The 26,351-nt window shown below is 71.1% G+C and carries 2 protein-coding genes; both read left to right on the top strand.

What is annotated here, in order from left to right:
• Nucleotides 1-27 precede the first annotated feature (27 nt).
• Entirely contained in the window at nucleotides 28-14,169 is a 14,142-nt protein-coding gene (locus SM447_RS27750; RefSeq protein WP_474575834.1) for an amino acid adenylation domain-containing protein, read from the top strand.
• The coding region (locus tag SM447_RS27755) for an amino acid adenylation domain-containing protein (RefSeq protein ID WP_474575835.1) at nucleotides 14,166-26,351 on the top strand (12,186 nt) is incomplete at its 3' end. The genes SM447_RS27750 and SM447_RS27755, both read left to right, overlap by 4 nt.

Below are 26,351 nucleotides of genomic sequence, written 5' to 3' on the forward strand. Positions count from 1 at the left end.
GCTGCCGCGACCTCAGGAGAGTGCACATTGATCACGGCTGAAGTGGAACACTCCAGGCATCACCTCTCCGCCGCGCAGCGCGGCGTGTGGGTGGCGCAGCAGCTGCAACCCGGCGAACCGCTGTACCACTGCGGTGTCTGTTTCGACCTGCCCGGCCCGGTCGACGCGAACATGCTGTCCCGAGCCGTCGCCCGGGCGCTGGAGGAGACACCCGCGCTGCGGGCCAGCTTCCGCGACGACGGGGAGAGGATCTGGCAGACGTTCGCCCCCGTACCGAAGGAACCCCTGCGGATCGTCGACGTCCGGGACGCAGCCGCCGCCGACGCGTGGATGCGCGCCGACCTGGCCACGCCGGCCGATCTGGCGGAGGGTCCGCTCTACACCCACGCCCTGATCCGGGTGGCGCCGGACCGCGACGTCTTCTACCTCCGCTACCACCACATCCTGTTGGACGGGTGGGGCCAGACGCTGTACTGCCGGCGGGTGGCCGACCTCTACAACTGCCAGCTGGCGGGTGCGGCGGCAACCCCGTCTCCGTTCGGCAGCCTCACCGATCTCCTCGCCCGTGAGGAGGCATACCGAGCGTCCGGCCGGTACCAGCGAGACCGGGCCTACTGGCTCGCCGAGGTCGGGAACGTCGACGAGCCGAGCCTGCTGTCGTCGCCAGCCGCACCGGGGCACAGTGACCTCCGGGCCACCGTCATGCTGACCGCCACCCGGCTCGCCCGGCTGCGCGAGGTCGCCCAGGCGGCCGCGACCCGGTGGAGCACTGTACTCGTCGCCGCCTTCGCCGCGTACGTGCAGCGGATGACCGCGGGCGACGAGGTGGTGCTCGGCCTACCAGTGTCGGCAAGAACCGACGCGGCGGCGCTCCGCACACCCGGGATGGTCTCCAACGAGGTACCTCTGCGGCTGACCGGGTCGGTGGCGACCAGCTTCCGGACGCTCGTCCGGGACACGGCCAGCAAGCTCGCCCTCGCCGTACGGCACCAGCGCTACCGAGGCGAGGACCTGCACGCGGCCCTCGGCCGCTCCGGCGACACCACCATGACCGGCCCGGTGGTCAACCTCATCACGTTCGACCAGACCGTCGACTTCGGGGGCCACCGGGTCGTCGCCCGCCAGCTTTCCACCGGTCGGGTCAAGGACCTCTCGGTGCACGTCTACGGCACCCCCGACGGCGGCAGCGGCGTCCGGCTGGACTTCGACGGCAACCCGACGCGCTACCCGCTGGAGGCGGTCCGTCGGCACCGGGACAGCTTCCTCGCCCTGCTGGACGAGCTGCTGGACGACCTGGAGCGCCCGGTCGGCCGTGCCGGCACCGTGCCTGCGGACGACCGGCCCCGGCTGCTCGCCGGATCCACCGGCCCCGTCGGCGACGACGGAACTGCCGCTCTGCTGCCGCAGATGTTTTCCGCGCAGGCGCGCGCGAGCGCCGATGCCGTTGCGGTGGCCGACGACGACCGTGCACTGAGCTACGCCGACCTTTCGGCCCACGCGAACCGGCTCGCCCGCCACCTGATCGCCCGCGGGGCGGTCGCCGAGTCGTTCGTCGCGGTGGCCATGCCGCGCTCCACCGACCTTGCCGCCGCACTGCTGGCGGTCCTCGGGTCGGGCGCAGCCTACCTGCCGATCGACCTGCGGCTGCCGGACGAGCGGATCGCCCTGCTGCTCGCGGACGCCCGCCCGGCGCTCGTGCTCACCACTGCGAACACCACGGCCCGGCTTCCCGCTGGCCTACCCACCGTCGTGGTCGACGACCCAGGTGAACGGGCGCAGATCGACTGCTGCCCGGCCGAAGCGGTCACCGACGCGGATCGGTCCACCCCGCTGAGAGCCGCGCATCCCGCCTACCTCATCTACACCTCGGGTTCGACCGGTCGCCCCAAGGGCGTGGTCGTCGAGCATCGATCCCTGGCCGGTTACCTGCACCGATCCCGCAGCGCCTACCCAGCAGCAGCCGGACAAGCGCTGTTGCATTCGCCGGTCTCCTTCGACCTCACCGTCACCGCGCTCTACACGACCCTGGTCAGCGGCGGGTGTGTGCGGATCGCCGAGCTCACCGAGGACGGCGTACGGGCGGCCGGCACGAGCACCTTCGCCAAGTTCACCCCGAGCCACCTCGAGTTGCTCGACGCGCTGCCCGTCGAGGCGTCACCCACGGAGTGTCTGGTCCTGGGTGGTGAGGCGCTGCACGGCAGCGCGTTGCAGCGGTGGCGCGACCGGCACCCGGACACGGTGGTGGTGAACGCCTACGGGCCGACCGAGGCGACCGTGAACTGCCTGGACTACCAGATCGAACCGGGCCAACCGGTGCCCGCCGGCCCGGTCCCGGTCGGCCGGCCGTTCCGCGGCAGCCGGGCCTACGTTCTGGACGCCGGGCTGAACCTGCTTCCCGAGGGGGCCGTCGGCGAGCTCTACATCGCCGGCACGGTACTGGCCCGCGGCTACCGCCACCGGCCCGACCTGACCGCGGAGCGGTTCGTGGCCGATCTCCACGGTCCGCCCGGCACGCGGATGTACCGCACCGGTGACCTGGCCCGGTGGACCTCCGGAGGAGTGCTCGAGTTCGTCGGCCGGGCGGACGAGCAGGTCAAGATTCGTGGCCACCGCGTGGAGCCGGCCGAGGTTGTGGCCGCGCTGACGGAACTCGCGGAGGTGGCCCGGGCCGTGGTCGTGCTCCGCGAGGATCAGCCGGGCGACCACCGCCTGGTCGGGTACGTGACCCTGGCGGAGGGTGCCGCACCGTCGCCCGCCGCGCTGCGCGAGGCGCTCGCCGCGACCCTTCCCGAGTACCTGGTGCCAGCCGCCGTGATGGTCCTCGACGAGATTCCGCTGACCCCCAACGGTAAGGCGGACCATCGCCTGCTGCCGGCCCCCGACTACGGTGCCGAGGGCGCCGACCGGGGCCCGCATACCCTCGCCGAGGAGGCGCTGTGCGGACTGTTCGCGGAGGTGCTCGGGGTCGAGCAGGTGGGCGTGCGGGACGACTTCTTCGGCCTCGGCGGGCACTCGTTGCTCGCGGCCCGGCTGGCCGCGCGGATCCGGGCGACGTTCGCGGTGGACCTGCCGATCCGACAGCTCTTCGACACCCCGACGGTGGCCGGCGTGGCCGCCATGCTGCTCGGCGGCGCGGCCGCGCTGCCCCGCCTCGAGCCGGCGCCTCGTCCGGATCCGATTCCCGCCTCGTTCGCCCAGCACCGGTGGTGGTTCCTGGACCGGATCGACGAGACCAACGCCACGTACAACATTCCGGCGGCGCTGCGACTCACCGGTGACCTGGACCGGTCGGCGCTGCGGCGGGCAATCGACGACGTGCTCCGCCGCCACGAGGCCCTGCGTACCCTGCTCGTGGGCGAGGCCGACGACCTGCGGCAGGTGATCGTGCCACCGGACGAGGCGACCGTCGAGCTGACGGTCGGCGCGGTCGCCCCGCAGCGTCTTGAGGACGAGCTCGCACGGGCCGTGCGCTACCGCTACGACCTGTCCGAAGACCTGCCGCTGCGGGTGACCCTGTACCCGGTCGGTGAGCGGGAGCACGTGCTGCTCCTGCTTGTGCATCATGTCGCCGGCGACGGTTGGTCCATGGAGCGGCTCGTCGGTGACCTTGCCGTCGCCTACGCCGCGCGCCGGGACGGCCGGCAGCCGGACTGGAGACCGCTCGCCGTCCAGTACGCCGACTTCACGCTCTGGCAGCGCGCCGCGTTCGGCGACGAGGCGGACCCGGACAGCCCGATGGCCCGGCAGTTCGAGTTCTGGCGGTCGGCGCTGGACGGCCTGCCGGAGGAACTCGTCCTGCCCACCGACCGGCCCCGACCGTCGGTCGCCTCCCGCCGGGGTCGGCGCCTGGCGGTGGAACTGCCGGCGGACCTGCACGCCGACGTCGACCGACTGGCCGGCCAGACCCGCACCAGCGTGTTCATGGTGTTGCAGGCGGCCCTGGCGGTGCTGCTCACGCGGGTCGGTGCGGGCACCGATATCCCGATCGGGTCCCCGGTGGCCGGGCGCGGCGACGACCTCGTGGAAGACCTCGTCGGCGCCTTCGTCAACACGGTGGTGCTGCGCACCGACACCTCCGGCGACCCGACCTTTGGTGAACTGCTGAATCGGGTCCGCGAGACCGACCTGCGGGCGTACTCCCACCAGGACGTGCCGTTCGAGCGTCTGGTGGACGTCCTGCGGCCGGAGCGGTCCCTGGCCAGGCATCCCTTGTTCCAGGTCATGTTGAGCTACCAGAACACGTTCCGGCAGGACGGGCTGCGGATGGTCGGTGACGTCACCGGGCTCGGCGTCGAGCTGCTCGACACCGACACCGGCGGCGCCGAGTTCGACCTCTCCATCGACCTGGGGGAGCAGTTCACCCGGGACGGGACACCCGAGGGCATCACGGGCGGCATCAGATTCGCCGCGGACCTGTTCGACGCGGAGACCGCACTGTCCCTCGTCGGACGACTCGAGCGGGTGCTGCGGCAGGTGGTGGCCGACCCGACGGTGCGGCTCAGCCAAGTGGACGTGACGGACGAGGCCGAGCGCGCCCTGCTCCTGCACTCCTGGAACGCCACCGGCGACGAGGTGCCCGACGCCGTCCTGCCGGACATGTTCGAGGAGCAGGTGCGGCGCACGCCGTGGTTGACCGCGGTGGAACACGGCGACGTCACGCTGTCCTATCTGGAACTCGACCGACTGGTCAATCGGTTGGCGCACCGCCTCGTGGCGGTCGGGGTAGGGCCGGAAACCGTGGTGGCCATCGCACTGCCACGGTCCGCCGACCTCATCGTCGGTCTGCTGGCGATCCTGAAGGCCGGGGGCGCCTACCTGCCGATCGACCCCGAATATCCCGTCGAACGCACCCGGATGGTGTTCGAGGACGCCGCGCCCGTCGCCGTGCTGACCGACCGTGAGACGGCTGCGAGGCTGCCGGAACAGGCCGCCGTCCAAGTGCTGCTCGACCCCGCCGGCGGCGCGGACGGGCCTGGCGGCACAGAGCTGCCCGCCCCGGAACGACGGGGGATGCTCCGTCCCGAACATGCCGCATACGTGATCTACACCTCCGGGTCGACGGGCCGACCCAAGGGCGTGGTCGTCACCCACGCAGGACTGCCCAGCCTGCTGAAGACCCAGGTGACGGCCTTCCGGGTACGGCCAGGCGACCGGGTACTGCAGTTCGCCTCGGTCGGCTTCGACGCCTCGGTCTCTGAAATCTGCATGGCCCTGCTGTCCGGTGCCACGCTTGTGGTGCCCTCGGCCCACGAGCGGGAACCGGGCGAACCGCTGGCGCGGTTCCTGACCACCCGCGCCATCACCCACGCCACCCTGCCGCCCGCCGCATTGGCGGTCATGAACCCGGCCGGTGTCCCGGCCGATCTGACCCTGGTCGTGGCCGGTGAGGCCGCCGCCCCCGACCTCATCCGGACCTGGGCGGCCGGGCGACTGATGTACAACGCCTACGGACCGAGCGAGACCACGGTGGACGCCACGAGCTGGCGCTGCGATGCCCGCCGCACCGACGTGGTGCCCATCGGACGGCCGTCACTGAACACCCGTGTCTACGTGCTGGACGAGCGGCTGCGCCCGGTGCCGCTCGGCGCGCCCGGCGAGCTGTACGTGGCGGGCATCGGGCTCGCCCGCGGATACCTCGGCCGCCCCGACCTGACCGCGGAGCGGTTCATCGCCAACCCGTTCGACCCAGGCGGCTCGCGGCTGTACCGCACGGGTGACCGGGTGCGCTGGCACCGCAGCGGCGAACTGGAGTTCCTTGGTCGCTCCGATGACCAGGTGAAGCTGCGCGGCTTCCGGATCGAGCTGGGTGAGATCGGGTCCGCGCTGACCGCGCACCCGGCGGTCCGCCAGGCCGCCGTCGTGCTGCGCGAGGACCGGCCCGGCGCGAAGCAACTGGTCGCGTACGTCGTGCCGGGAGACCGCCCGGTCGAGCCCGGCGAGCTGCGGGCGCATCTGGCCCGGCTGCTGCCGGATCACATGGTGCCGCCCGTGTACGTGCGTCTCGACGAGCTGCCGGTCAACTTCAGCGGCAAGGTGGACCGCCGGCTGCTGCCGGCGCCGGAGCAGGAGACCCGAGAGACACGAGCCGCGACGAGCCCGCAGGAGGAGATTCTGTGCGGCATGTTCGCAGAGGTGCTCGGCGTGCCCTCGGTTGATCCCGACGACAACTTTTTCGAGCTGGGCGGGCACTCTCTGCTCGGTACGAGCCTCGCATCCCGGGTTCGGGCGATGTTCCGGGTCGAGGTCACCATCCGGCAGCTGTTCAAGACGCCGACTCCGGCGGGCCTGGCCAGCATGCTGTCGGCGCATACGGCCGGGGAGCGCCCACGGCTGACGCCGGTGGCCCGCCCGGACCGGCTGCCGCTGTCCTTCGCCCAACGGCGGCTGTGGTTCCTGCACCGGCTGGAGGAGAACAGCAGCCCGTACAACATGCCCTTGGCCTTGACCCTCGACGGCGAGCTCCATCGACCGGCCCTGGAAGCGGCCCTCGCCGACGTGGTGGCCCGGCACGAGTCGCTGCGCACCCGGTTCGTCGAGGATGCCGACGGGCCACACCAGGTGGTGGTCGACGCCGCTCAGGCGCGACCGGCGCTGCCGCTCGAGATCCTCACCGCGGACGAACTCGCCGGGCGGCTCACCGAGGCGACCGGGCACCGGTTCGACCTGGCTGCCGACATCCCGATCGTCGCGCGCCTGTTCCAGGTCGCGCCGCAGCGCCACGTCCTGCTGCTCCTGATGCACCATATCGCTGGCGACGGCTGGTCGGTGCCGCTACTCGCGCGCGACCTGGCCAGCGCGTACGCCGCGCGGCGGGAGAACCGGGAACCCGGCTGGGTGGCCCCGCCGGTGCAGTACGCCGACTACAGCCTGTGGCAGCGCCGGCTGCTGGGCGACGACGGCCGGCCGGACTCGCTGGGCGCCGAGCAGCTGCGCTACTGGCGTGGCGCACTGGCCGGGCTGCCAGAGCAGCTCGACCTGCCGACCGACCGGCCGCGACCCGCGATCGCCTCCTATCGCGGGGAACGCATCACGTACGAGCTCCCGCCGGAGTTGCACGAGGCCCTACTCGGGCTCGCCCGGCAGCAGCACGTCACCTTGTTCATGGTGGTGCAGGCCGCCCTGGCCACCGTCCTGTACCGGCTGGGCGCCGGCACGGACGTGCCCCTCGGGTCGCCGATCGCCGGACGTGTCGACGACGCCGTCGAGGACCTCGTCGGATTCTTCGTCAACACGCTCGTCCTGCGGAACGACCTGTCCGGCAAGCCGTCCTTCGCTGAGCTGCTCGACCGGGTACGGGAGACGGATCTGGCCGCATACGGTCACCAGGACCTCCCGTTCGAGCGGCTGGTCGAGGTGCTCAGCCCGCAGCGGTCGATGGCTCGACATCCGCTGTTCCAGGTGGCGCTCGCCTTCGACAACTCGGCGCAGGAACTGGCGGCCGAGCGGGTCGGGCAGCTCATGGGGCTCACCGTCGCCCCGTACGACGTGGGCAGCGGGGTGGCCAAGTTCGACCTGCTGTTCGGTGTCGGTGAGCGCCGAGACGCCGCCGGCGCCCCGGCCGGCCTGCGCGGTGCTCTGCTGTACAGCACCGATCTGTACGACCGGTCGACCGCTCAAGGCATGGTCGACTGCCTGGTCCGGGTACTGCGCGCGGTGGCCACCGATGCGCAGCGATCGATAGCCGACATCGACATTCTGGGTGCGGCCGGGCGCAGACGTGTACTGGCGTGGGGGGACGCCACTTCCGCAGGCCCGGCGCCCGGGACCCTTCTGGATTCCTTCGCGGCCCAGGTCCGGGCCCGGCCCGACGCCGTTGCCGTTGTTCAGGGCGACGAAGAGACCACGTATGCCGAGCTCGACGCGCGGTCGAACCGATTGGCGCGCCGCCTGATCGAGCGGCGCGTAGGCCCTGAGTCGCGGGTCGTGCTGGCGGTGCCGCGGTCGACCGAACTCGTCGTTGCGCTGCTCGCCGTCGTCAAGGCCGGCGGCGTCTACGTGCCCGTTGATCCCGAGTACCCGGCCGAGCGGATCCGGCTGATCGTCGCCGACGCGCGTCCCGTGCTCGTGCTGGCCGCGGCCGAGGTCGCAGACCGGCTCCCGGACACAGAGGCGCCGGTTGTCGTGCTCAACGGCGCGGATCTGGACAAGGGCTCGGCAGCACCGGTCGGCGACGCGGAGCGGACCGGCCGGTTGCGGCCCGCGCATCCCGCCTACGTCATCTACACGTCCGGTTCCACCGGCCGGCCAAAGGGCGTCGTCGTGACGCACGGCAACGTCGAGCGGCTGTTCACCGAGACCGACCGGGAGTTCGGCTTCGGTCCGCAGGACGTGTGGACGTTGTTCCACTCGTACGCCTTCGACTTCTCAGTCTGGGAGTTGTGGGGCGCACTGCGTCACGGCGGAAAGCTCGTCGTCGTGTCCCAGTCGGACAGCCGGGATCCCGAGGAGTTCCGGCGATTGCTCGCCAGCGAGCGGGTCACCGTGCTCAACCAGACACCGACGGCGTTCGCCGAGTTGATGCGGGCCGACGCCCGGCGCACCGACGAGGATCTGGAGCACCGGCTGACGCTGCGGTACGTCATCTTCGGCGGCGAGGCGCTCGACCTGGCCAGCCTGCGCCCGTGGCTGGACCGGCACCCGACCGTGCAGATGGTCAACATGTACGGCATCACCGAGACCACGGTGCACGTGACACACCTGCGGGTGGACCGTGCGACCGCCGAGGGAGCCCGCGCCCGCAGCCTGGTCGGTCGGCCGATCGCCGATCTCACGGTGCGCGTACTCGACGACCGGCTCCGGCCGGTGCCGCCGGGTGTCAGCGGCGAGATCTACGTGGGCGGCACCGGCGTGGCCCGCGGCTACCTGAACCGGCCGGACCTGTCCGCCATCCGATTTGTCGCCGACCCGTACGGGCCGGCCGGCGGCAGGCTCTACCGCTCGGGCGACGTGGGCCGATGGACATCCGACGGCATTCTGGAGTATCTGGGCCGGGCCGACGCGCAGGTGAAGATTCGCGGCTTCCGGATCGAACTGGGTGAGATCGAGGCGACGCTCGCCGGCCACCACAGTGTCGAGCGGGTCGCGGTCGTGGTCCGGCTGGACCCCGCCGGCGACCGGCGCCTGGTCGCCTACGTCGTCCCGCAGGGCCCCCGGCCCGACCCCACCGCGTTACGAGAGTTCGCCGCCCGGCAGCTTCCCGACCACCTCGTGCCGGCTGCCGTCGTGCTGCTGGACACCCTGCCCCGGACGGCGCACGGGAAGCTGGACCAGCGGGCGCTGCCGGACCCGGACTACCAGACCCGCGGGCCGGGCCGATCGCCGCGCGACCCGCGGGAGCAGATTCTCTGCGACGTGTTCGCGGAGGTGCTCGGGGTGGATTCGGTCCAACTCGACGACGACTTCTTCGCGCTCGGCGGTCACTCGCTGATGGTCAACCGGCTGGTCAGCCGGATCCGCGTCGCGCTGGACATCGAGGTCTCCATCCGGCAGGTCTTCGAGACGCCGACGGTGGCGGGACTCGCGGCGGTGCTGGGGCACCCGGCGGGCCCGGCTCGCCCGGCGATCACTCCGGTGGCCACCCGCCCGGCCCGGCTGCCACTGTCGTACGCCCAGCAGCGGCTGTGGTTCGTGCAGCACCTACGCGGCCCGAACGCGGCCGACAACATCCCGGCGGCGCTGCGGCTGTCCGGCGTGCTGGACCGGGAGGCGCTCCACGCCGCACTGCGTGACGTGGTCGAACGCCACCTGCCGCTTCGGACGGTCATCGCCGAGGACCGCCAGGGACCGCACCAGGTCGTCCTGCCGCCGGAACTGGCCGTGCCGAGGTTGGAGGTGGCCACCGCAACCCACGAAGCCCTGCCGGACCTGCTCGCCGGCATCGCCGCACAGCCGTTCGACCTGCTCCGTGAGCCGCCCATCCGGGCCCGGCTGCTGGTGCTGGGTGACGAGGAGTTCGTGCTGGTGCTGGTGGTGCATCACGCGGCTGCTGACGGGTGGTCCATGCCGCTGCTGGCCGCCGACCTCACCCGGGCGTACGCCGCCCGGTGCGTCGGTGACGTGCCGGACTGGCCCGGCCTGCCGGTGTCCTACGCGGATTATGTGCTCTGGCAGCACGAGGTGCTCGGCGCGGAAGACGATCCGGACAGCCTGATGGCGGCCCAGCTGACGTTCTGGCGGAAGACGTTGGCGGGTCTGCCCGAGGAGGTGCACCTGCCCGCTGATCGGCCGCGCCCGGTGGTCGGCTCGGGGCGCGGCGGTGAGGTGGGCTTCGAGGTGCCGGCCGAGCTGCATGCTGACCTGGTGCGCCTGGCCCGGTCGTCGGGCGCGACGCTGTTCATGGTGTTGCAGTCGGCCCTGGCGGTGTTGTTGTCGCGGTTGGGTGCGGGCTCGGATGTGCCGATCGGCTCACCGATCGCGGGCCGTACCGACGACGCGCTGAGCGGGCTGGTCGGCTTCTTCGTCAACACCCTGGTGTTGCGCACCGACACGTCCGGCGACCCGACCTTCGTGGAGCTCGTCCGCCGGGTCCGCGAGGCGGACCTGGCCGCGTACGCACATCAGGACGTGCCGTTCGAACGGTTGGTGGAGGTGCTGAGCCCGGAGCGTTCCCTGTCCCGGCATCCGCTCTTCCAGGTCATGCTCAACCTCGACGGCGCCAAGCACGAGGAGGCGCTGCGGGCACTGATCGACCTGCCCAACCTCGCCGTGCGACACGAACGGATCGGCGTCCCTTCCGGCAAGTTCGACCTGTCCTTCTCGATGCTCGAACGCGGCGAAGACGGTCGGCCGGCCGGGCTGACCGGGCGCCTGACCTTCAACCGAGACCTGTTCGACACGGGCACCGTGGCCACGCTGGCCGAGCGACTGGTGCGCCTGCTGGCGCACGTCGTCGCGAATCCCGAGCAGCGTCTCAGCGAGGTGCCGCTGCTCACCGCCGCCGAACAGGACCGGGTGCTGAGGGCCTTCAACGACACCGACCGGCCGGTTGCGGCGTGCACCGTTCCGCACCTGTTCGAGGCGGTCGTGCGTCGCGCTCCGCACCGAACCGCCGTCGAGCACGCCGGTGACCGCCTGACGTACCTACGGCTCAACGCACGGGCCAACCAGCTCGCACACTGGCTCGCCGGCCGTGGCATCGGTCCGGAGGACATCGTCGCCGTCCGGATGCCCCGGGGCTGCGACGCGTTGGTCGCGGTGCTCGGCGTGCAGAAGGCGGGCGCGGCGTACCTGCCGCTGGACGTCGAACTGCCGGCCGACCGGATCGCGTTCATGCTCGACGACGCCCGACCGGCGCTGGTGCTGGACGCGCTGCCGGAGCTTGCCGACCAGCCCGACCGCGACCCGGATCCGGGCAGGCTCGCCGCCGTCGCACCGCACCACGCGGCGTACGTGATGTACACCTCCGGCTCCACCGGGCAGCCCAAGGCGGTCGTGATCACGCATGCCGGCGCGGCCAGCCTGGCGCTGCTCGCCGCCGACCACGGCGTCACCGAGCACGGGCGGGTCCTGCAGTTCGCGTCGTTCTCGTTCGATGTGTCGGTGCTGGAGATGTGGACCGCACTGTTCGCCGGCGCCACGCTGGTGATGGTGCCGGAGCACCTGCGGGTGGCCGACGCGTCGCTGACCGAGTTCATCGCGCGCGAACGCATCACCTACGTCAAGCTGCCCACGGCAGTGGTGGCGGCGCTGCCCGCCGAGGCGGAACTTCCGGACCGCGTGCGCACCCTGGTCGTCGGCGGCGAGGCCCCCAGCGCCGCGCTCGTGCGACGGTGGGCGGCCGGACGGCAGTTGATCAATGCGTATGGCCCGACGGAATGCACGATCAACGCCACAGCCAGCGGTCCGCTCACCGCCGAAGCCGTGATCCCCATCGGGCGGCCGCTCGCCAACGCCCGGGCGTACGTGCTCGACGCCGCCCTACGACCGGTGCCGCCCGGCGCCGTCGGCGAGCTCTACCTCGCCGGCCCGGGCCTGGCCCGCGGCTACCTCCGCCGGCCCGGGTTGACCGCCGGACGGTTCGTGGCCAACCCGTACGGACCGGCCGGCCAGCGGATGTACCACACCGGGGACCTGGCCCGGTGGACCGACAGCGGCGAGCTGATCTTCGCGGGCCGCACCGACGACCAGGTGAAGTTGCGCGGCTTCCGGATCGAGCCCGCCGAGATCGAGTACGTCCTGAACGTGCGCCCGGACGTGCGTACGAGCGCCGCCGTGGTCCGTGAGGATCGACCCGGCGATCGGCGCCTCGTGGCGTACGTGGTGCCGGCCGTGGAGTCCGGTGGCGATCCAGCGGAGCTGCGCCAGTACCTCGCCACCCAGCTCCCGGGGTACCTGGTGCCCAGCGCCGTGGTGGTCGTCGAGAGCCTGCCGTTGACGCGCAACGGCAAGGTCGACCGGACGGCGTTGCCGGCCCCCGACTACGGCCGGCAGTCCAGCCAACGGGAGCCGCGGACCGACCGGGAGGCGCTGCTGTGCAGGGTGTTCGCCGAGGTGCTGCATCTGTCTGAGGTGGGTGCGGACGACGGATTCTTCAGCCTGGGCGGCGACAGCATTCTCTCGATCGATCTCGTCGGGCGGCTACGCCGGGCCGGTCTCGAGCTGACCGTCCGTGACGTCTTCGAGCACCAGACGGTGGCGGCACTCGCGCGGGTGGCCACCGACCGCGCGCCGGCCCTCGTCGCTGACGCCGAGCCCGGCACCGGAGACCTTCCGCTCATCCCGATCATGCGGCGATTCGCCGAGCGGGCCACTCCGACGTCCCGGTTCACCCAGTCGCAGGTGATCCGGGTGCCGGCCGACGTCGAGGAGCGGCAGCTCGCCGCCGCGCTGGCGGCGGTGGTCGCCCATCACGACGCGCTGCGCATGCGGCTCACGGTGAATGAGGGCGAGTGGTCGCTTACCGTGCCGGAGCCGGCAGCGGCGCCGCCCGACGAGCTGCTGCACCGCGTGGACGCCACCGACGCCGACCACCGTGCGTACGCCGCGGCGCTGCGCGACGGAGGCGACGCCGCCCGGGCGCGGATCGATGCCGGGCGGGGTCGGCTGCTGCAGGCGGTGTGGTTCGACCGTGGCCGCCACCGGCCCGGCCGGCTGCTGCTGGTCGTGCACCACTTCGCGGTCGACGGGGTTTCCTGGCGGATTCTGCTGCCCGACCTCGTGGCGGCGTACCGGGCGGTGGTGGACGGGCGTGAGGTCCGGCTCGAACCCGTCCGCACGTCGTTGCGCCGATGGGCGTCGACTCTGGCCGAGCAGGCCGCTCATCCGACCCGCGAAGCCGAGTTTGACTGGTGGCGGCAGGCGGTCGCCGCGCCGTCTGTGCTGCCCGGCGGACGTGACGTGGGTCCCGACGACACCTACGGCGGGGCCGGCAAGCTCCGCCGGCGCCTGCCGCCGGAGCTGACCGAACAGATGCTGACCACCGTGGCGGCCACCTACCGCACGGGGGTGCATGAGGTCCTGCTCGCCGCGCTGGCGCTGGCCGTCGGGACACAGGACGGCACCCCCGGCCGGCACGTTCTGGTGGACGTCGAAGGTCACGGCCGTGACGACCAGCTCGCACCCGGCGCCGACCTGTCGCGCACCGTGGGCTGGTTCACCAGCGTCCACCCACTCCGACTGGATGTCGGGACGGACGACCCGACTGACCTCTGGTCCGGTGGCCCTGCCACCGGCCGCCTCATCAAGCACATCAAGGAGCAGGTCCGGGCGGTGCCGAACGCCGGTCTCGGCTACGGCCTGCTGCGCTATCTGAACCCGCGTACCGCGGTGGAACTGGCCCGGCTGCCCCGGCCGCGCATCGGCTTCAACTACCTGGGCCGCTTCGCCGTGCCGGACGGGGCGGACTGGGCGATGGAGGCGGGCGTCGACACCGGCGCCGACCAGGACCCCGCGCTGCCGCTGGCGCACGTGGTGGAGGTGAACGCGGCGACGTTGGACACCGATGCCGGGCCTACCTTGACCGCTGTCTGGACCTGGGCGCCGGGCGCGATCTCGAGCACGGAGGTCAACCGACTGGCGGAGACATTCTTCACCGCCCTGGAAACTCTCGTGACCCACGCACTACGACCGGGCGCCGGCGGCCTGACGCCCTCCGACGTGACCCTGTCCGCCATCGACCAGTCCGAGATCGAAGAATTCGAACGCGAGCTGCAAGCGGAGTCGCCGATATGAGCCGGGATTCACGCATCATCGAGGACATTCTGCCGTTGTCGACCTTGCAGGAGGGCTTGCTCTTCCACAGTGTGTACGACGGGGCCGGTCTCGACGTGTACACCGGCCAGTCGGTGTTCGACCTCGATGGTGCGGTCGACTTCGAGGGCCTGCGCGCCGCCGCGGCGGCCCTGCTCCGGCGGCATTCGAGCCTGCGGTCGTGCTTTCGGCAGCGCCGGTCGGGTGAATGGGCGCAGTTGGTGCTGCGCGAGGTGGATCCGGCGTGGCGCGAGGTCGACCTGAGCGACCTGCCGGCCGACGTGGGCGTGGTGGAGTCGGATCGACTGATCGCGGAGGAACGGTCGCGGCGGTTCGAGTTGGGTGTGCCGCCGCTGCTGCGATTCCTGGTGGTGCGGCTGGCGGGAAGCCGGTACCGCTTCGTGCTGACCAGTCACCACATCGCCTTCGACGGTTGGTCGTTGCCCGTGCTGGTGCGGGACCTGTTCCGGCTGTACGTGGCGGGCGACGATGCGACGTTGCCGCCGGTGCGAAGCCACCGGGACTACCTGATGTGGTTGACCAGCCGGGACCGGGACGAGGCGCTGCGGGCGTGGGGAGAGGCTCTGTCCGATCTGGATGGCGCGACGGTGGTCGCGCCGGGCGCCGCCCGGACGCCGGTGCTGCCGTGCGAGGTGGAGTTCGGGCTGTCCGAGACCGACACCGAGGCGTTGGTGCGGTGGGTGCGCGGTCGTGGGCTGACGTTGAACACCGTGGTGGAAGGTGCCTGGGCGCTGGTGCTGAGCCAACTGACCGGCAGGGACGACGTGGTGGCCGGCATCACGGTGTCCGGGCGCCCGCCCGAGTTGGACGGCGTCGCCTCGATGGTGGGGCTGTTCATCAACACGGTGCCGTTGCGGCTGCGGGTGCGACCGGCGGAGACGCTGGCGGGGATGTTGCAGCGGTTGCAGCGTGAGCAGGTCAGGTTGCTGGCCCATCAGCACGTGGGATTGGCGGAACTGCGGCAGGTGGCCGGGGTGCCCGGTGGCGTCGACCTGTTCGACACATTGTGTGTCTTCCAGAACTATCCGTCCAGCAGCGCGGGCTGGGGCGAACTCGACGGCGTCGTGCCGGTGGTCGACGTGCGCAGCAGCAGCGCCTCGCACTATCCGCTGGTGCTGTTGGCCGGTCCGGGCCGGCGACTACGGTTCCAGCTCAACTACCGCCCCGACGTCTTCGACGAGGACGCCGTGACGGCGATCGCCGCCCGCTTCGAGCAGATCCTGCAAGCCGTGCTGCACGCACCCGACCAACTCGTCGGTCGGCTGCCCGTGGCCGGTCAGCACGACCAGCGGCGCACGTTGTCCGACGCGACGGCGCGAGACTGGCTGCGCTCGCACCCGCACGTCGCGTCGGCAGGTGACCTGCGCGCGTACGTGCTGGACCAGGCGTTGCGTCTGATGCCGACGGGGGTGACCGGTGAGTTGTACCTGGCCGGATGCCGCCTTGCCCGGAATCAGTCGCCCGGAGCGGGTGTGACCGCCCAGCGCTTCGTGGCCGACCCGTTCGCCGCGGACGGGTCGCGAATGTACCGGTCGGGGGATCTGGGGCGCTGGTCACCGGACGGCGCGTTGCAGGTGCTCGGTCGGGTCGACGACCAGGTCACCGTGCGCGGCAATCGGGTCGCCCTCGGCGAGATCGAGCGCGTGCTGGTCGATCATCCGGACGTCGCTGACGCTGCGGTGCTGGCGCGCCCGTTGCGCTCCGGCGGCAACCGGCTTGTCGCCTACCTGGCTTCGGCCGCCGGCCGCACGGTGGATCGGTCGGTCGTACGCCGTCACCTCCGGTCGCGGCTGCCCGAACACATGGTGCCGTCGCTGCTTGTGCCGCTGCCGCGGCTCCCGTCGACCGCGGACGGCACCGTCGACCGGGCCGCACTTGCCGACGTCGCGATCAATGGTCACGCCGCCCCGATCGACCCGGACCAGGAGATCCTCTGCGGGCTCTTCGCCGAGGTGCTGGGCGTCGGTCGGGTCGTCCCGGACGACGATTTCTTCGACCTGGGCGGGCACTCCCTGCTCGCCACGCAGTTGGCCAGCCGCATCCGTAGGGCCTTCACGGTGGAGCTCACGGTGCGGCACATCTTCGAGAACCCGACACCGGCCGCGCTGGCCTTGACCATCCGGACGGAGCCGGATCGGTCGGTGCCCTCGCCTGCCACGGCGGCCCGCGCCGACGGCACCGGTCACCATTTCTCCTACTCGACGGTGGCCACGGAACAGATCCGTCGGTTCGCGGCGGCTCGGCGGATCACCGTCGACGCACTGGTCCAAGGGGTTTGGGCCATTCTGTTGCATCGTTACCTGGCCAGCGACCATGTCACGTTCAGCGCCATCGTCTCCGGCCAGTCCGGGGAGATCAGAACACACCTCCAGCCCGACTCGCCGGTGGCTGACTGGCTGCGCAGTCACCAGCAACGACCGGTCGAGGTGCCGGTCGACGGGTCCGGCTGGCGCTACCCGATCACGCTGGTCGTCACTGTCGCCCAGACGTTGGACGTGGCTCTCAGCTACGACGAGTCGCTCCTGCCGACCTCGACCGTCGAGCGGATGGCCGGCCACTTCCGGGTGCTGCTGGACGCGGTCATGGCCGACCCGGACGCTCGGGTGAGCCAGCTCGACATGGTGACTGCCGCGGAGCGCAAGCAGTTGCTGGCGTGGAACGACACCACGGTCCCGTACCCGCGCGACCGGTGCGTTCACGAGCTGTTCCAGGAGCGGGCCCGGCGCGTTCCCGGGGCGACGGCCGTCGTCTTCGAAGACCAGGAGTTGACCTACGCGCAGCTGAACGCCAGGGCAAACCAGTTGGCGCACCACCTGCGTGACCGAGGGGTCGGTCCCGACGTGCTGGTCGGGATCTGCCTTGAGCGCGGGCCGGACATGATCGTCGGGTTGCTGGCCATCCTCAAGGCCGGCGGTGCCTATGTGCCGCTGGATCCCGATTACCCTGCGGAGCGGCTGGCGTTCATGCTGGCTGACACCGCCACGAGGATCCTGCTCAGCCAGGAGAAGCTGAAGGATCGACTGCCGCGGGCAGATTACGAGGTCTTCTGTCTCGACACCGACCGGCACCTCCTCGCAGACCGGCCAACGACGGACCTCTCCACGATTGGCACCGCTGAGGACCTCGCCTACGTCATGTACACCTCCGGCTCCACCGGTCAGCCGAAGGGTGTGGCCGTACCCCATCGGGGCGTGACCCGGCTGTCCTGCAATACCAACTACGTCGACGTGGGAACGGAAGACGTCTTCCTCCAGATGGCACCGATCTCGTTCGACGCGTCGACCTTCGAGATCTGGGTGGCGCTGATCAACGGTGCCCGGCTCGCGGTGATGCCACCCGTGCCGCCGACCCCGGATGACATCGCCCGGTACCTCGGCCGTTACCGCGTCAGCGTCCTGTGGCTCACCGCCCAGCTATTCCATCTCATGGTGGAGACGAACCTCAAGGCGTTGGCGGGCGTACGGCAGGTGCTCGCCGGTGGGGATGTCCTGTCCCCGACGTACGTCCGGCGGATGATCGCGGAGGCACCCGGAACCCGCCTGATCAACGGCTACGGCCCGACCGAGAGCACGACCTTCGCCTGCTGTGCGGACCTGCGCGAGTGGGACGGTGTCGGGGCCACGCCGATCGGTCGGCCGATCGGGAACACCCAGGTGCTGGTGCTGGACCGGTACGGGCGACCGACGCCCATCGGCGTGCCGGGCGAGTTGTACATCAGCGGAGACGGCCTGGCCCGCGGCTACCTGAACCGGCCGGAACTCACCGCCGAACGCTTCGTGCAGAGGCCGGGGTCGGCTCGCCTCTACCGGACCGGTGACCTCGTGCGTTACCGGGCCGACGGCCAGCTCGATTTCCTCGGTCGCGTCGACCAGCAGGTCAAGATTCGTGGCTTCCGCATCGAACTCGGCGAGGTGGAGTCCGCCGTCCGCCGCCACCCGCACGTGTCCGAAGCGGTGGTGGTCCCGCGCGAGGACACACCGGGCGACAAGCGTCTCGTGGCCTATGTGCAGGCCGTCGAGGGCCGCGCGGACGGCCTGGGTCGCGACCTGCGCTCGCTGCTGGCGGAGATTCTGCCCGATCACATGGTGCCGGCCGAGTTCGTGCTCCTCCCCGCACTGCCGCTCACGCCCAACGGCAAGGTCGACCGCAAGGCTCTGGCCGCACTCACCGCCACACCACGCGAGTTCGCCGAGACGTTCGTCCCAGCCCGGACACCGGTGGAGGAGATCCTGTGCCAGCACTTCGCGGAGGTGCTGGGCATGGATCGCGTCGGCGTGCACGACGACTTCTTCGAGCTGGGCGGTCACTCGCTGGCTGCGACGAAGCTCGTCGGTCGGATACGTACGGAGCTACGCACGGAGATCCCAGTGCGGCTGCTCTTCGAAAATCCCACGGTCAGCGAGCTGGCCGCTCGGCTGGAAGAGACCGCCGGCAGCTTCTCCGGCGGCCCGCCGGACGAGCACCCCGAGGTCGGCGCCGGCCCACGCCCCGACCGGATCCCGCTCTCGCTGGCCCAGCGCCGGCTGTGGTTCCTCCACCGGCTGGAAGGACCCAGCGCGACGTACAACATACCCACCGCCTTGCGGATGTCCGGCCCGCTCGACGAGGCCGCGCTGCGGCAGGCGCTGGCCGACGTCGTACGCCGTCATGAGGCGTTGCGGATCGTCTTCGCCGAGGACGCGGACGGTCCGTACCAGGTGGTCCGCGAGGACGCGGCACCGGCCTGGCAGACCGTCGAGGTGACCGAGGAGGAGTTGCCGAGCCGGCTGACCGGGGCCGCCCGTCACCGCTTCGACCTGACCGCCGGACCACCGCTGCGGGTGACCCTGTTCCGGATCTCCCCACGGGATCACGCGTTGCTGCTGGTGATGCACCACATCACGACAGACGGCTGGTCGATGGAGGTGCTCGCCCGCGACCTGGCCGAGGCGTACGCGGCACACCGCGCTGGACGAGCTCCGGCCTGGCCCGACCTGCCCATCGGGTACGTCGACTACATCCTGTGGCAGGAGCGGCGGCTGGGCTCCGCCGACGACGCCCAATCGATGCTGCACCGGCAGCTCGACTTCTGGACGACCAGCCTCGCCGGGCTGCCCGAAGAGCTCGACCTGCCCACGGACCGACCCCGCCCGGCGCGGGCGTCCCACCGGGGAGAACGCATTCGCTTCGACCTGCCGGTGGCGCTGCACAGTGCCGTGACCAAGTTGGCGCGGATCCACTCGGTCAGCGTGTTCATGGTCCTGCACGCCGCGCTGGCGACCCTGTTGACCCGCCTGACCGGTGGAACCGACATCCCGATCGGCACGCCCATCGCCGGGCGGGTCGACCAGGACACCGAACGCCTGGTGGGGCTGTTCATCAACACGCTCGTACTGCGGACCGACACCGGAGGCGACCCCACCTTCGCCGAACTGCTCGACCGGGTCCGCGAGACCAACCTCGCCGCCTACGCAAATCAGGATGTACCGTTCGAGCGGGTCGTGGAGGCCGTCAACCCGGCCCGGTCGTTGTCCCGGCATCCACTCTTCCAGGTGCTGCTGGCGGCGTCAGCCGGCGCTCCGAACAGCCCGCGTCCCGGACTCGACGGCCTGGAGATCAGTCCCCATCTGGTGGGCACCGGAACCTCCCGCTTCGACCTGTACTTCTCGATGGTCGAGCAGCACGACGAGCACGGCCAGCCGGCCGGTGTACGCGGTGGCCTGGAGTTCAGCACCGACCTGTTCGACCCGCAGACCGCGGAGTCGCTGGCGGCCCGCTTCGTCCGGATCCTGCGCGCGGCGGTGGCAGAGCCGCACCGGTCCGTTCGAGACCTTCCCGTGCTCGGCGCCGACGAGCGGGACCTCCTCCTGGGCGCGTGGAACGCGACGGCGACCGCCGTCCCCGTCGACCCGCTCACGCGGATCGTGGAACGTCAGGCACGGCTGCGGCCGGACACCGAGGCCGTGCGGTACGGCGACCGGACGCTGACCTACGCCGAGCTGGACACGTCGGCAAATCGGCTGGCCCACCACCTGCTCGCTCAGGGCGTCGGTCCGGGGCGGCTGGTCGCCGTCGCGCTGCCGCGCACCGAGCGGCTCGTGGTGGCGATGCTGGCCGTGTTGAAGACCGGCAGCGCGTACCTCCCCATCGACCTGGACTATCCCGCCGACCGGGTCGACTACATGCTCACCGACGCGGAACCGGTCGCCCTGCTGACCGCCGTCGAGGTACCACCCACCTGGGGCGAGGTCGCACGGCAGCGGATCGTGCTCGGCGACCCGGCCATCGAAGCGGACCTGGCCACCCGACCCGGCACCGTGCCGGACGCCGGCGAGTTCTCCGCCGAGCAGCCGGCGTACGTGCTGTACACCTCCGGGTCGACCGGACGTCCGAAGGGCGTCGTGGTGTCCCGCGCCGGGCTGTCGAACTTTCTGCACGCCATGACGTCCACCGTGCCGCTCACGGCAGCCGACCGGCTGCTGGCGGTCACCACCGTCGGGTTCGACATCGCCGGACTGGAGATCTTCGGGCCGCTGCTGACGGGGGGCACGGTTGTGCTCGCCTCCCGGAACCTGGTCCGCGACCCGGACGCGCTGGCGTCCGTTGTGGTTGACGAGCGGATCACCGTGTTGCAGGCCACGCCGAGCCTCTGGCACGCCCTGCTGGACGCGGCCGGTGACCGGGACCTCGGCGGCGTACGCGCCCTGGTGGGCGGTGAGGCCCTCCCCGCCGACCTGGCCCGCACGATGTCCCGCCGCACCAGTTCCGTGCTGAACTTGTACGGCCCGACCGAGACGACCGTGTGGTCGACCGCCGCGGAGGTGGCCGCGGATCCGGGACCGACGTCGGTGATCGGCACGCCGATCGCCAACACCGAGGTGTACGTCCTCGACCGGGCACTGCGGCCGGTGCCGCCCCTTGTCGCGGGGGAGCTGTACATCGCGGGCATCGGGGTGGCGCCGGGGTATCTGCGACGTCCCGGCCTGTCCGCCGAGCGGTTCGTGGCCTGCCCGTTCGGCCGGCCCGGCCGGCGCATGTACCGAACCGGCGACCGGGCCAGATGGAGCCGCGACGGCGCGCTTGAGTTCCTCGGACGAGTCGACCAACAGGTCAAGCTGCGCGGCTTCCGGATCGAGCTCGGCGAGGTGGAGTCGGCGTTGACCCAGTGCGTCGGTGTCGCCCGCGGTGCCGTCGTCGTCCGCGAGGACCGGCCAGGCGATCGACGCCTGGTCGCCTACGTGGTGCCCGCGGACGGCGCCGCTCCGGCGGCGTCGGGACTGCGCGCGGCGCTGGCCCGCACACTGCCGGACCACATGGTGCCCTCGGCCTTCGTGACGCTCGACCGGCTGCCGCTGACACCGAACGGCAAGCTGAACCGGGCCGCCCTGCCCGCACCTGCCGCCGGCGGCGGGAACGGACGCGCACCCCGCGACGCCCAGGAAGAGCTTCTCTGCGAGATCTTTGCCGACGTCCTCGGCGTGCCCGGCATCGGCGTGGACGACAACTTCTTCGAGCGCGGCGGCCACTCGCTGCTGGTCATCCGGCTGGCCAGCCGGATCCGGGCGACCCTGCGCGCCGAGGTCGGCATCCGCGCCCTGTTCGAGTCGCCCACCGTGGCCGGCGTGCGTGCGCTACTCGACGGGGCCCGGCAGGCGCGGCCCGGTATCGCCGCCGGGGCCCGCCCGGACCGGATACCGTTGTCGTTCGCGCAGCAGCGGCTGTGGTTCCTGCACCGGTTCGACGGCCCGAGCGCGGCGTACAACATGCCGCTGTCACTGCGGCTTTCCGGGCCGCTGGACGTCGACGCGATGCGTGCCGCGCTGGCCGACGTCGCGCTGCGGCACGAGTCGCTGCGGACGCTGTTCGGCGAGGACGCCGACGGCCCGTACCAGCAGGTTCTCGCCTCGGCCCGGCCCGACCTGACGGTGGTGCGCACGACCGCTGCCGAGGTCGACGACGAGGTGGCCGCTGCCGCCCGGCATGCCTTCGATCTCGCCGCGGAACTGCCGATGCGTGCCTGGCTGTTCCAGGTCGACGAGTGCGAGTACGTGCTGCTGGTCATGGTGCACCACATCGCCGGCGACGGCTGGTCGATCCCCGTGCTCGCCCGCGACTTCGCCGCCGCCTACCGGCATCGCACGGACGGCACCGAACCGGCCTGGCCGGACCTGCCGGTGCAGTACGCCGACTTCACGCTGTGGCAGAGGCGGTTCCTCGGCGCCGAGGATGACCCGGACTCGGTGCTCACCCGGCAGCTCGCCTACTGGACCGAACAGTTACGCGGGCTCCCGGCCGAGCTGGAACTGCCCACCGATCGGCCACGCCCCGCCGTCGCCTCCAGTCGCGGCGACCGGACGGACTTCGCGCTTCCCGTCGACCTGCACGCCCGGCTGTCGGCCTACTGCCGGCGCAGTGGTGCGACACCCTTCATGGTGCTGCAGGCAGCCTGGTCCGCGTTGTTCTCCCGCCTCGGCGCGGGCGAGGACGTGGCGATCGGCACGCCGGTCGCCGGCCGGGTCGACGACGACCTCGAGCACCTGATCGGTTTCTTCGTCAACACGCTGGTGCTGCGTACCGACCTGTCCGGTGCGCCGACGTTCGACGAGCTGGTGCGGCGGGTCCGGGAGACCGCACTGGACGCGTACGCCCATCAGGACGTGCCGTTCGAGCGGCTGGTCGAGCGGCTCAACCCGGAACGTTCCAGTGCCCGGCACCCGCTGTGCCAGGTCGTGCTGGCGGTCGACAGCGCGGACCCGGCCGGCCGGGCTCAGGTGAGCCTGCCTGACCTCGTTGTGCGACCGAACCGGGTGGCTGGTGACATCGCCAGGTTTGACCTGCGCATCACCCTTGAGGAGCGCACGACGGACGGTGCCCCGGCGGGCATGCGCGGCGTGATCGTGTTCCGGACTGACATGTTCGACAGATCAACTGTCGACATCATGGCCGCACGGTTCGTCCGGCTGCTCGATGCGGCGCTCACCGACCCGACCCGGCCGGTGCGTGACGTGCCGCTGTTGGACGAGGCCGAGCGTGCGCTCGTGCTCGGGGACTGGCAGGGCGAGCCGACCCTCGGCCCGACCGTCTCCTTCCTGGAACGGTTCGCCGCCCAGGTGGCCACCTCGGCAGCAGCGCCGGCGGTGGCCTGCGGCACCGCGGAACTGTCGTACGCGGAGCTGGACGCACGCTCGTCTCGGCTCGCGCGGCACCTCATCGGTCTGGGCGTACGCCCGGAGACCCTTGTGGTGCTGCTCATGCCGCGGTCGGTGGACGCCGTGGTGGCGCTGCTCGCCGTGCTGAAGGCGGGCGGGGCGTACGTGCCGGTTGACCCGGCGTACCCGCCGGACCGGATCACGTTCATGGTCGGTGACGCGGACCCGGTGGCGGTACTGACGTCCGCGGACGTGGCGGAGGTGGTACCGCAGGTCGCCGTGCCCGTGGTCGTGATGGAGGAACTGGACCTCGACAACCTTCCGGATGGCCCGGTGCGCGACACGGAACGCCGAACCGCCGGGCTGCCCGACCACCCCGCCTACGTGATCTACACCTCGGGCTCGACGGGCCGGCCCAAGGGCGTCGTCATCTCCCACCGGACCCTCGGCGCGTACGTGGGGCGCTCGGCCCAGGTCTACGCGGACGCGGCCAAGGGGGTGTCGTGGCTGCACACGCCCGTGTCGTTCGACATGACGGTGACCGCCTTGTACACCTCGCTGGCATGCGGCGGTCGGGTGGTCCTCGGAGACCTGGCCGAACTGGCCGAGTCGGGCGCGCCGCAGCCGTCGTTCGTCAAGATGACCCCGAGCCATCTGGAGACCCTGGACGCCCTGCCGGCGTCAGCCTCCCCTACCAGGGCACTGGTGCTGGGCGGCGAGATGCTCTCCGGCGCCGTGCTCCAGCGGTGGCGCGAACGGCATCCGGGGGTGGTCGTGTACGCGGCCTATGGACAGACCGAGACCACGGTCAACTGCGCCGAACTGCGTGTCGACCCGGCCGAGGTGCTCGACGAGGCCCCGGTGTCCGCCGGCCGGCCCTTCGCCGGTACCCGCGTGTACGTGCTGGATGAGGCGCTGAGCCCGGTGCCGCCGGGGGTGGCGGGTGAGTTGTACGTGGCCGGTTGCGGGGTTGCTCGGGGCTACTGGCGCCGGGCAGGTCTGACGGCGGAGCGGTTCGTGCCGGACCCGTTCGCCGGGGACGGTTCTCGGATGTACCGGTCGGGGGACCTGGGTCGCTGGTCCCGGGACGGCGCCTTGCAGGTGCTTGGTCGGGTGGACGACCAGGTCAAGGTGCGCGGATTCCGGATCGAACTCGGTGAGGTTGAGAACGTCCTGACCATCCATCCGGCAGTGACCCGCTGCTCGGTGATCGTCCGTGAGGACCAGCCGGGCGATCGCCGCCTGGTCGCCTATCTGGTGACCGCGACCGGGGTCACCGTCGACGAACTGCGCGAGCACGCCATGCGTGCTCTGCCGGACTACATGGTGCCGGCGGCCTTCGTCGTCCTCCCCGACCTGCCGCTGACCGTCAACGGCAAGCTGGACCGCCGAGCACTGCCGGCTCCCGACTATGCGGCGGTCTCCGCCGGACAAGCGCCGCGGAGCCCCCGTGAGGAGATTCTCTGCGGCCTGTTCGCTGAGGTGCTGGGGGTGGACCGGGTCGGCATCGACGACAACTTCTTCGACCTCGGTGGTCACTCGTTGTTGGCGACGCGGTTGGCGAGTCGGATCCGAAGCATGTTCGACGTGGAGTTGTCGGTCCGGCAGGTGTTCGAGTCGCCGACCGTCGCGGCGCTCAATGAGGCGTTCGACTCGGCGGGTCTCGCTGTCCGCGGCGTCCGGCCGGTACAACCGCGACCGGACCGCATTCCGCTCTCCTACGCCCAGAACCGGCTGTGGTTCATGTACCGGCTGGAAGGACCGAGTTCCACCTACAACGTCACCATGGCCATGGACCTCGCCGGTGTGCTGGATGTGGCGGCGTTGGGGTTGGCGTTGGGTGATGTGGTGGGGCGGCATGAGTCGTTGCGGACGGTGTTTGCCGAGGATGGGGTTGGTCCGCATCAGGTGGTGGTGGATGCGGAGGTGGCGCGGCCGGAGTTGGTGGTGGTGCGGTCGTCGGTGGGTGGGGTGGATGCTGATGTGGCGGAGGCTGCTCGGTATGCGTTCGATCTGGCGGTGGAGTTGCCGGTGCGGGCGTGGTTGTTCGAGGTCGCCGCTGATGAGCACGTCCTGCTGCTGGTGATGCACCACATCGCCAGCGACGGCTGGTCGAACCCTATCCTCGCCCAGGATCTGAGCGTGGCGTACGCGGCCCGCTCCCAGGGGCGGATCCCCGATTTCGCGCCACTGCCCGTCCAGTACCCGGACTTCGCGCTCTGGCAACACCAGCAACTCGGCACCGAGGACGATCCGGATTCTCCGTTGGCGGCGCAGTTGGCGTTTTGGCGTGGTGCGTTGGCGGGTTTGCCGGATGAGGTGGTGTTGCCTGTTGATCGGCCGCGTCCTTCGGTGGCGTCGTATCGGGGTGGTCGGGTGCCGGTGGAGATTCCGGTGGGGTTGTATCGGGGTCTGGTGGGTTTGGCGCGGTCTTCGGGTGCGACGTTGTTCATGGTTTTGCAGTCGGCGTTGGCGGTGTTGTTGTCGCGGTTGGGTGCGGGGTCGGATGTGCCGATCGGGTCGCCGATCGCGGGTCGTACTGATGATGCGTTGAGCGGGTTGGTGGGTTTCTTCGTCAATACGTTGGTGTTGCGGACTGATGTGTCGGGGAATCCGTCCTTTGAGGATCTGCTGGGTCGGGTTCGGGAGGCGGATCTGGCTGCTTATGCGCATCAGGATGTGCCGTTCGAGCGGTTGGTGGAGGTGTTGAATCCGGAGCGGTCGCTGTCCCGGCATCCCCTCTTCCAGGTCATGCTGGCCCTGGACAACACCGATCTGTCCAACTCGGTGGGGATCGTGCGGCTGCCGGAGCTGCGTGTTCAGGGCCGACGCGTCCAGCGAACCGTTGCTCGCACGGACCTCGCCTTCACTCTCCGCGAATGGCACGACGCCGACGGTCTGCCCGCGTTGCGGGGTGTGTTGGAGTTTTCGGCTGATTTGTTTGATCGGGAGTCGGCGGTGGTGTTGGCGTCCCGGTTTGTGCGGGTGTTGGAGGCGGTGGTTGCCGATCCGGGG

This window comes from Micromonospora aridisoli, assembly GCF_056150025.1.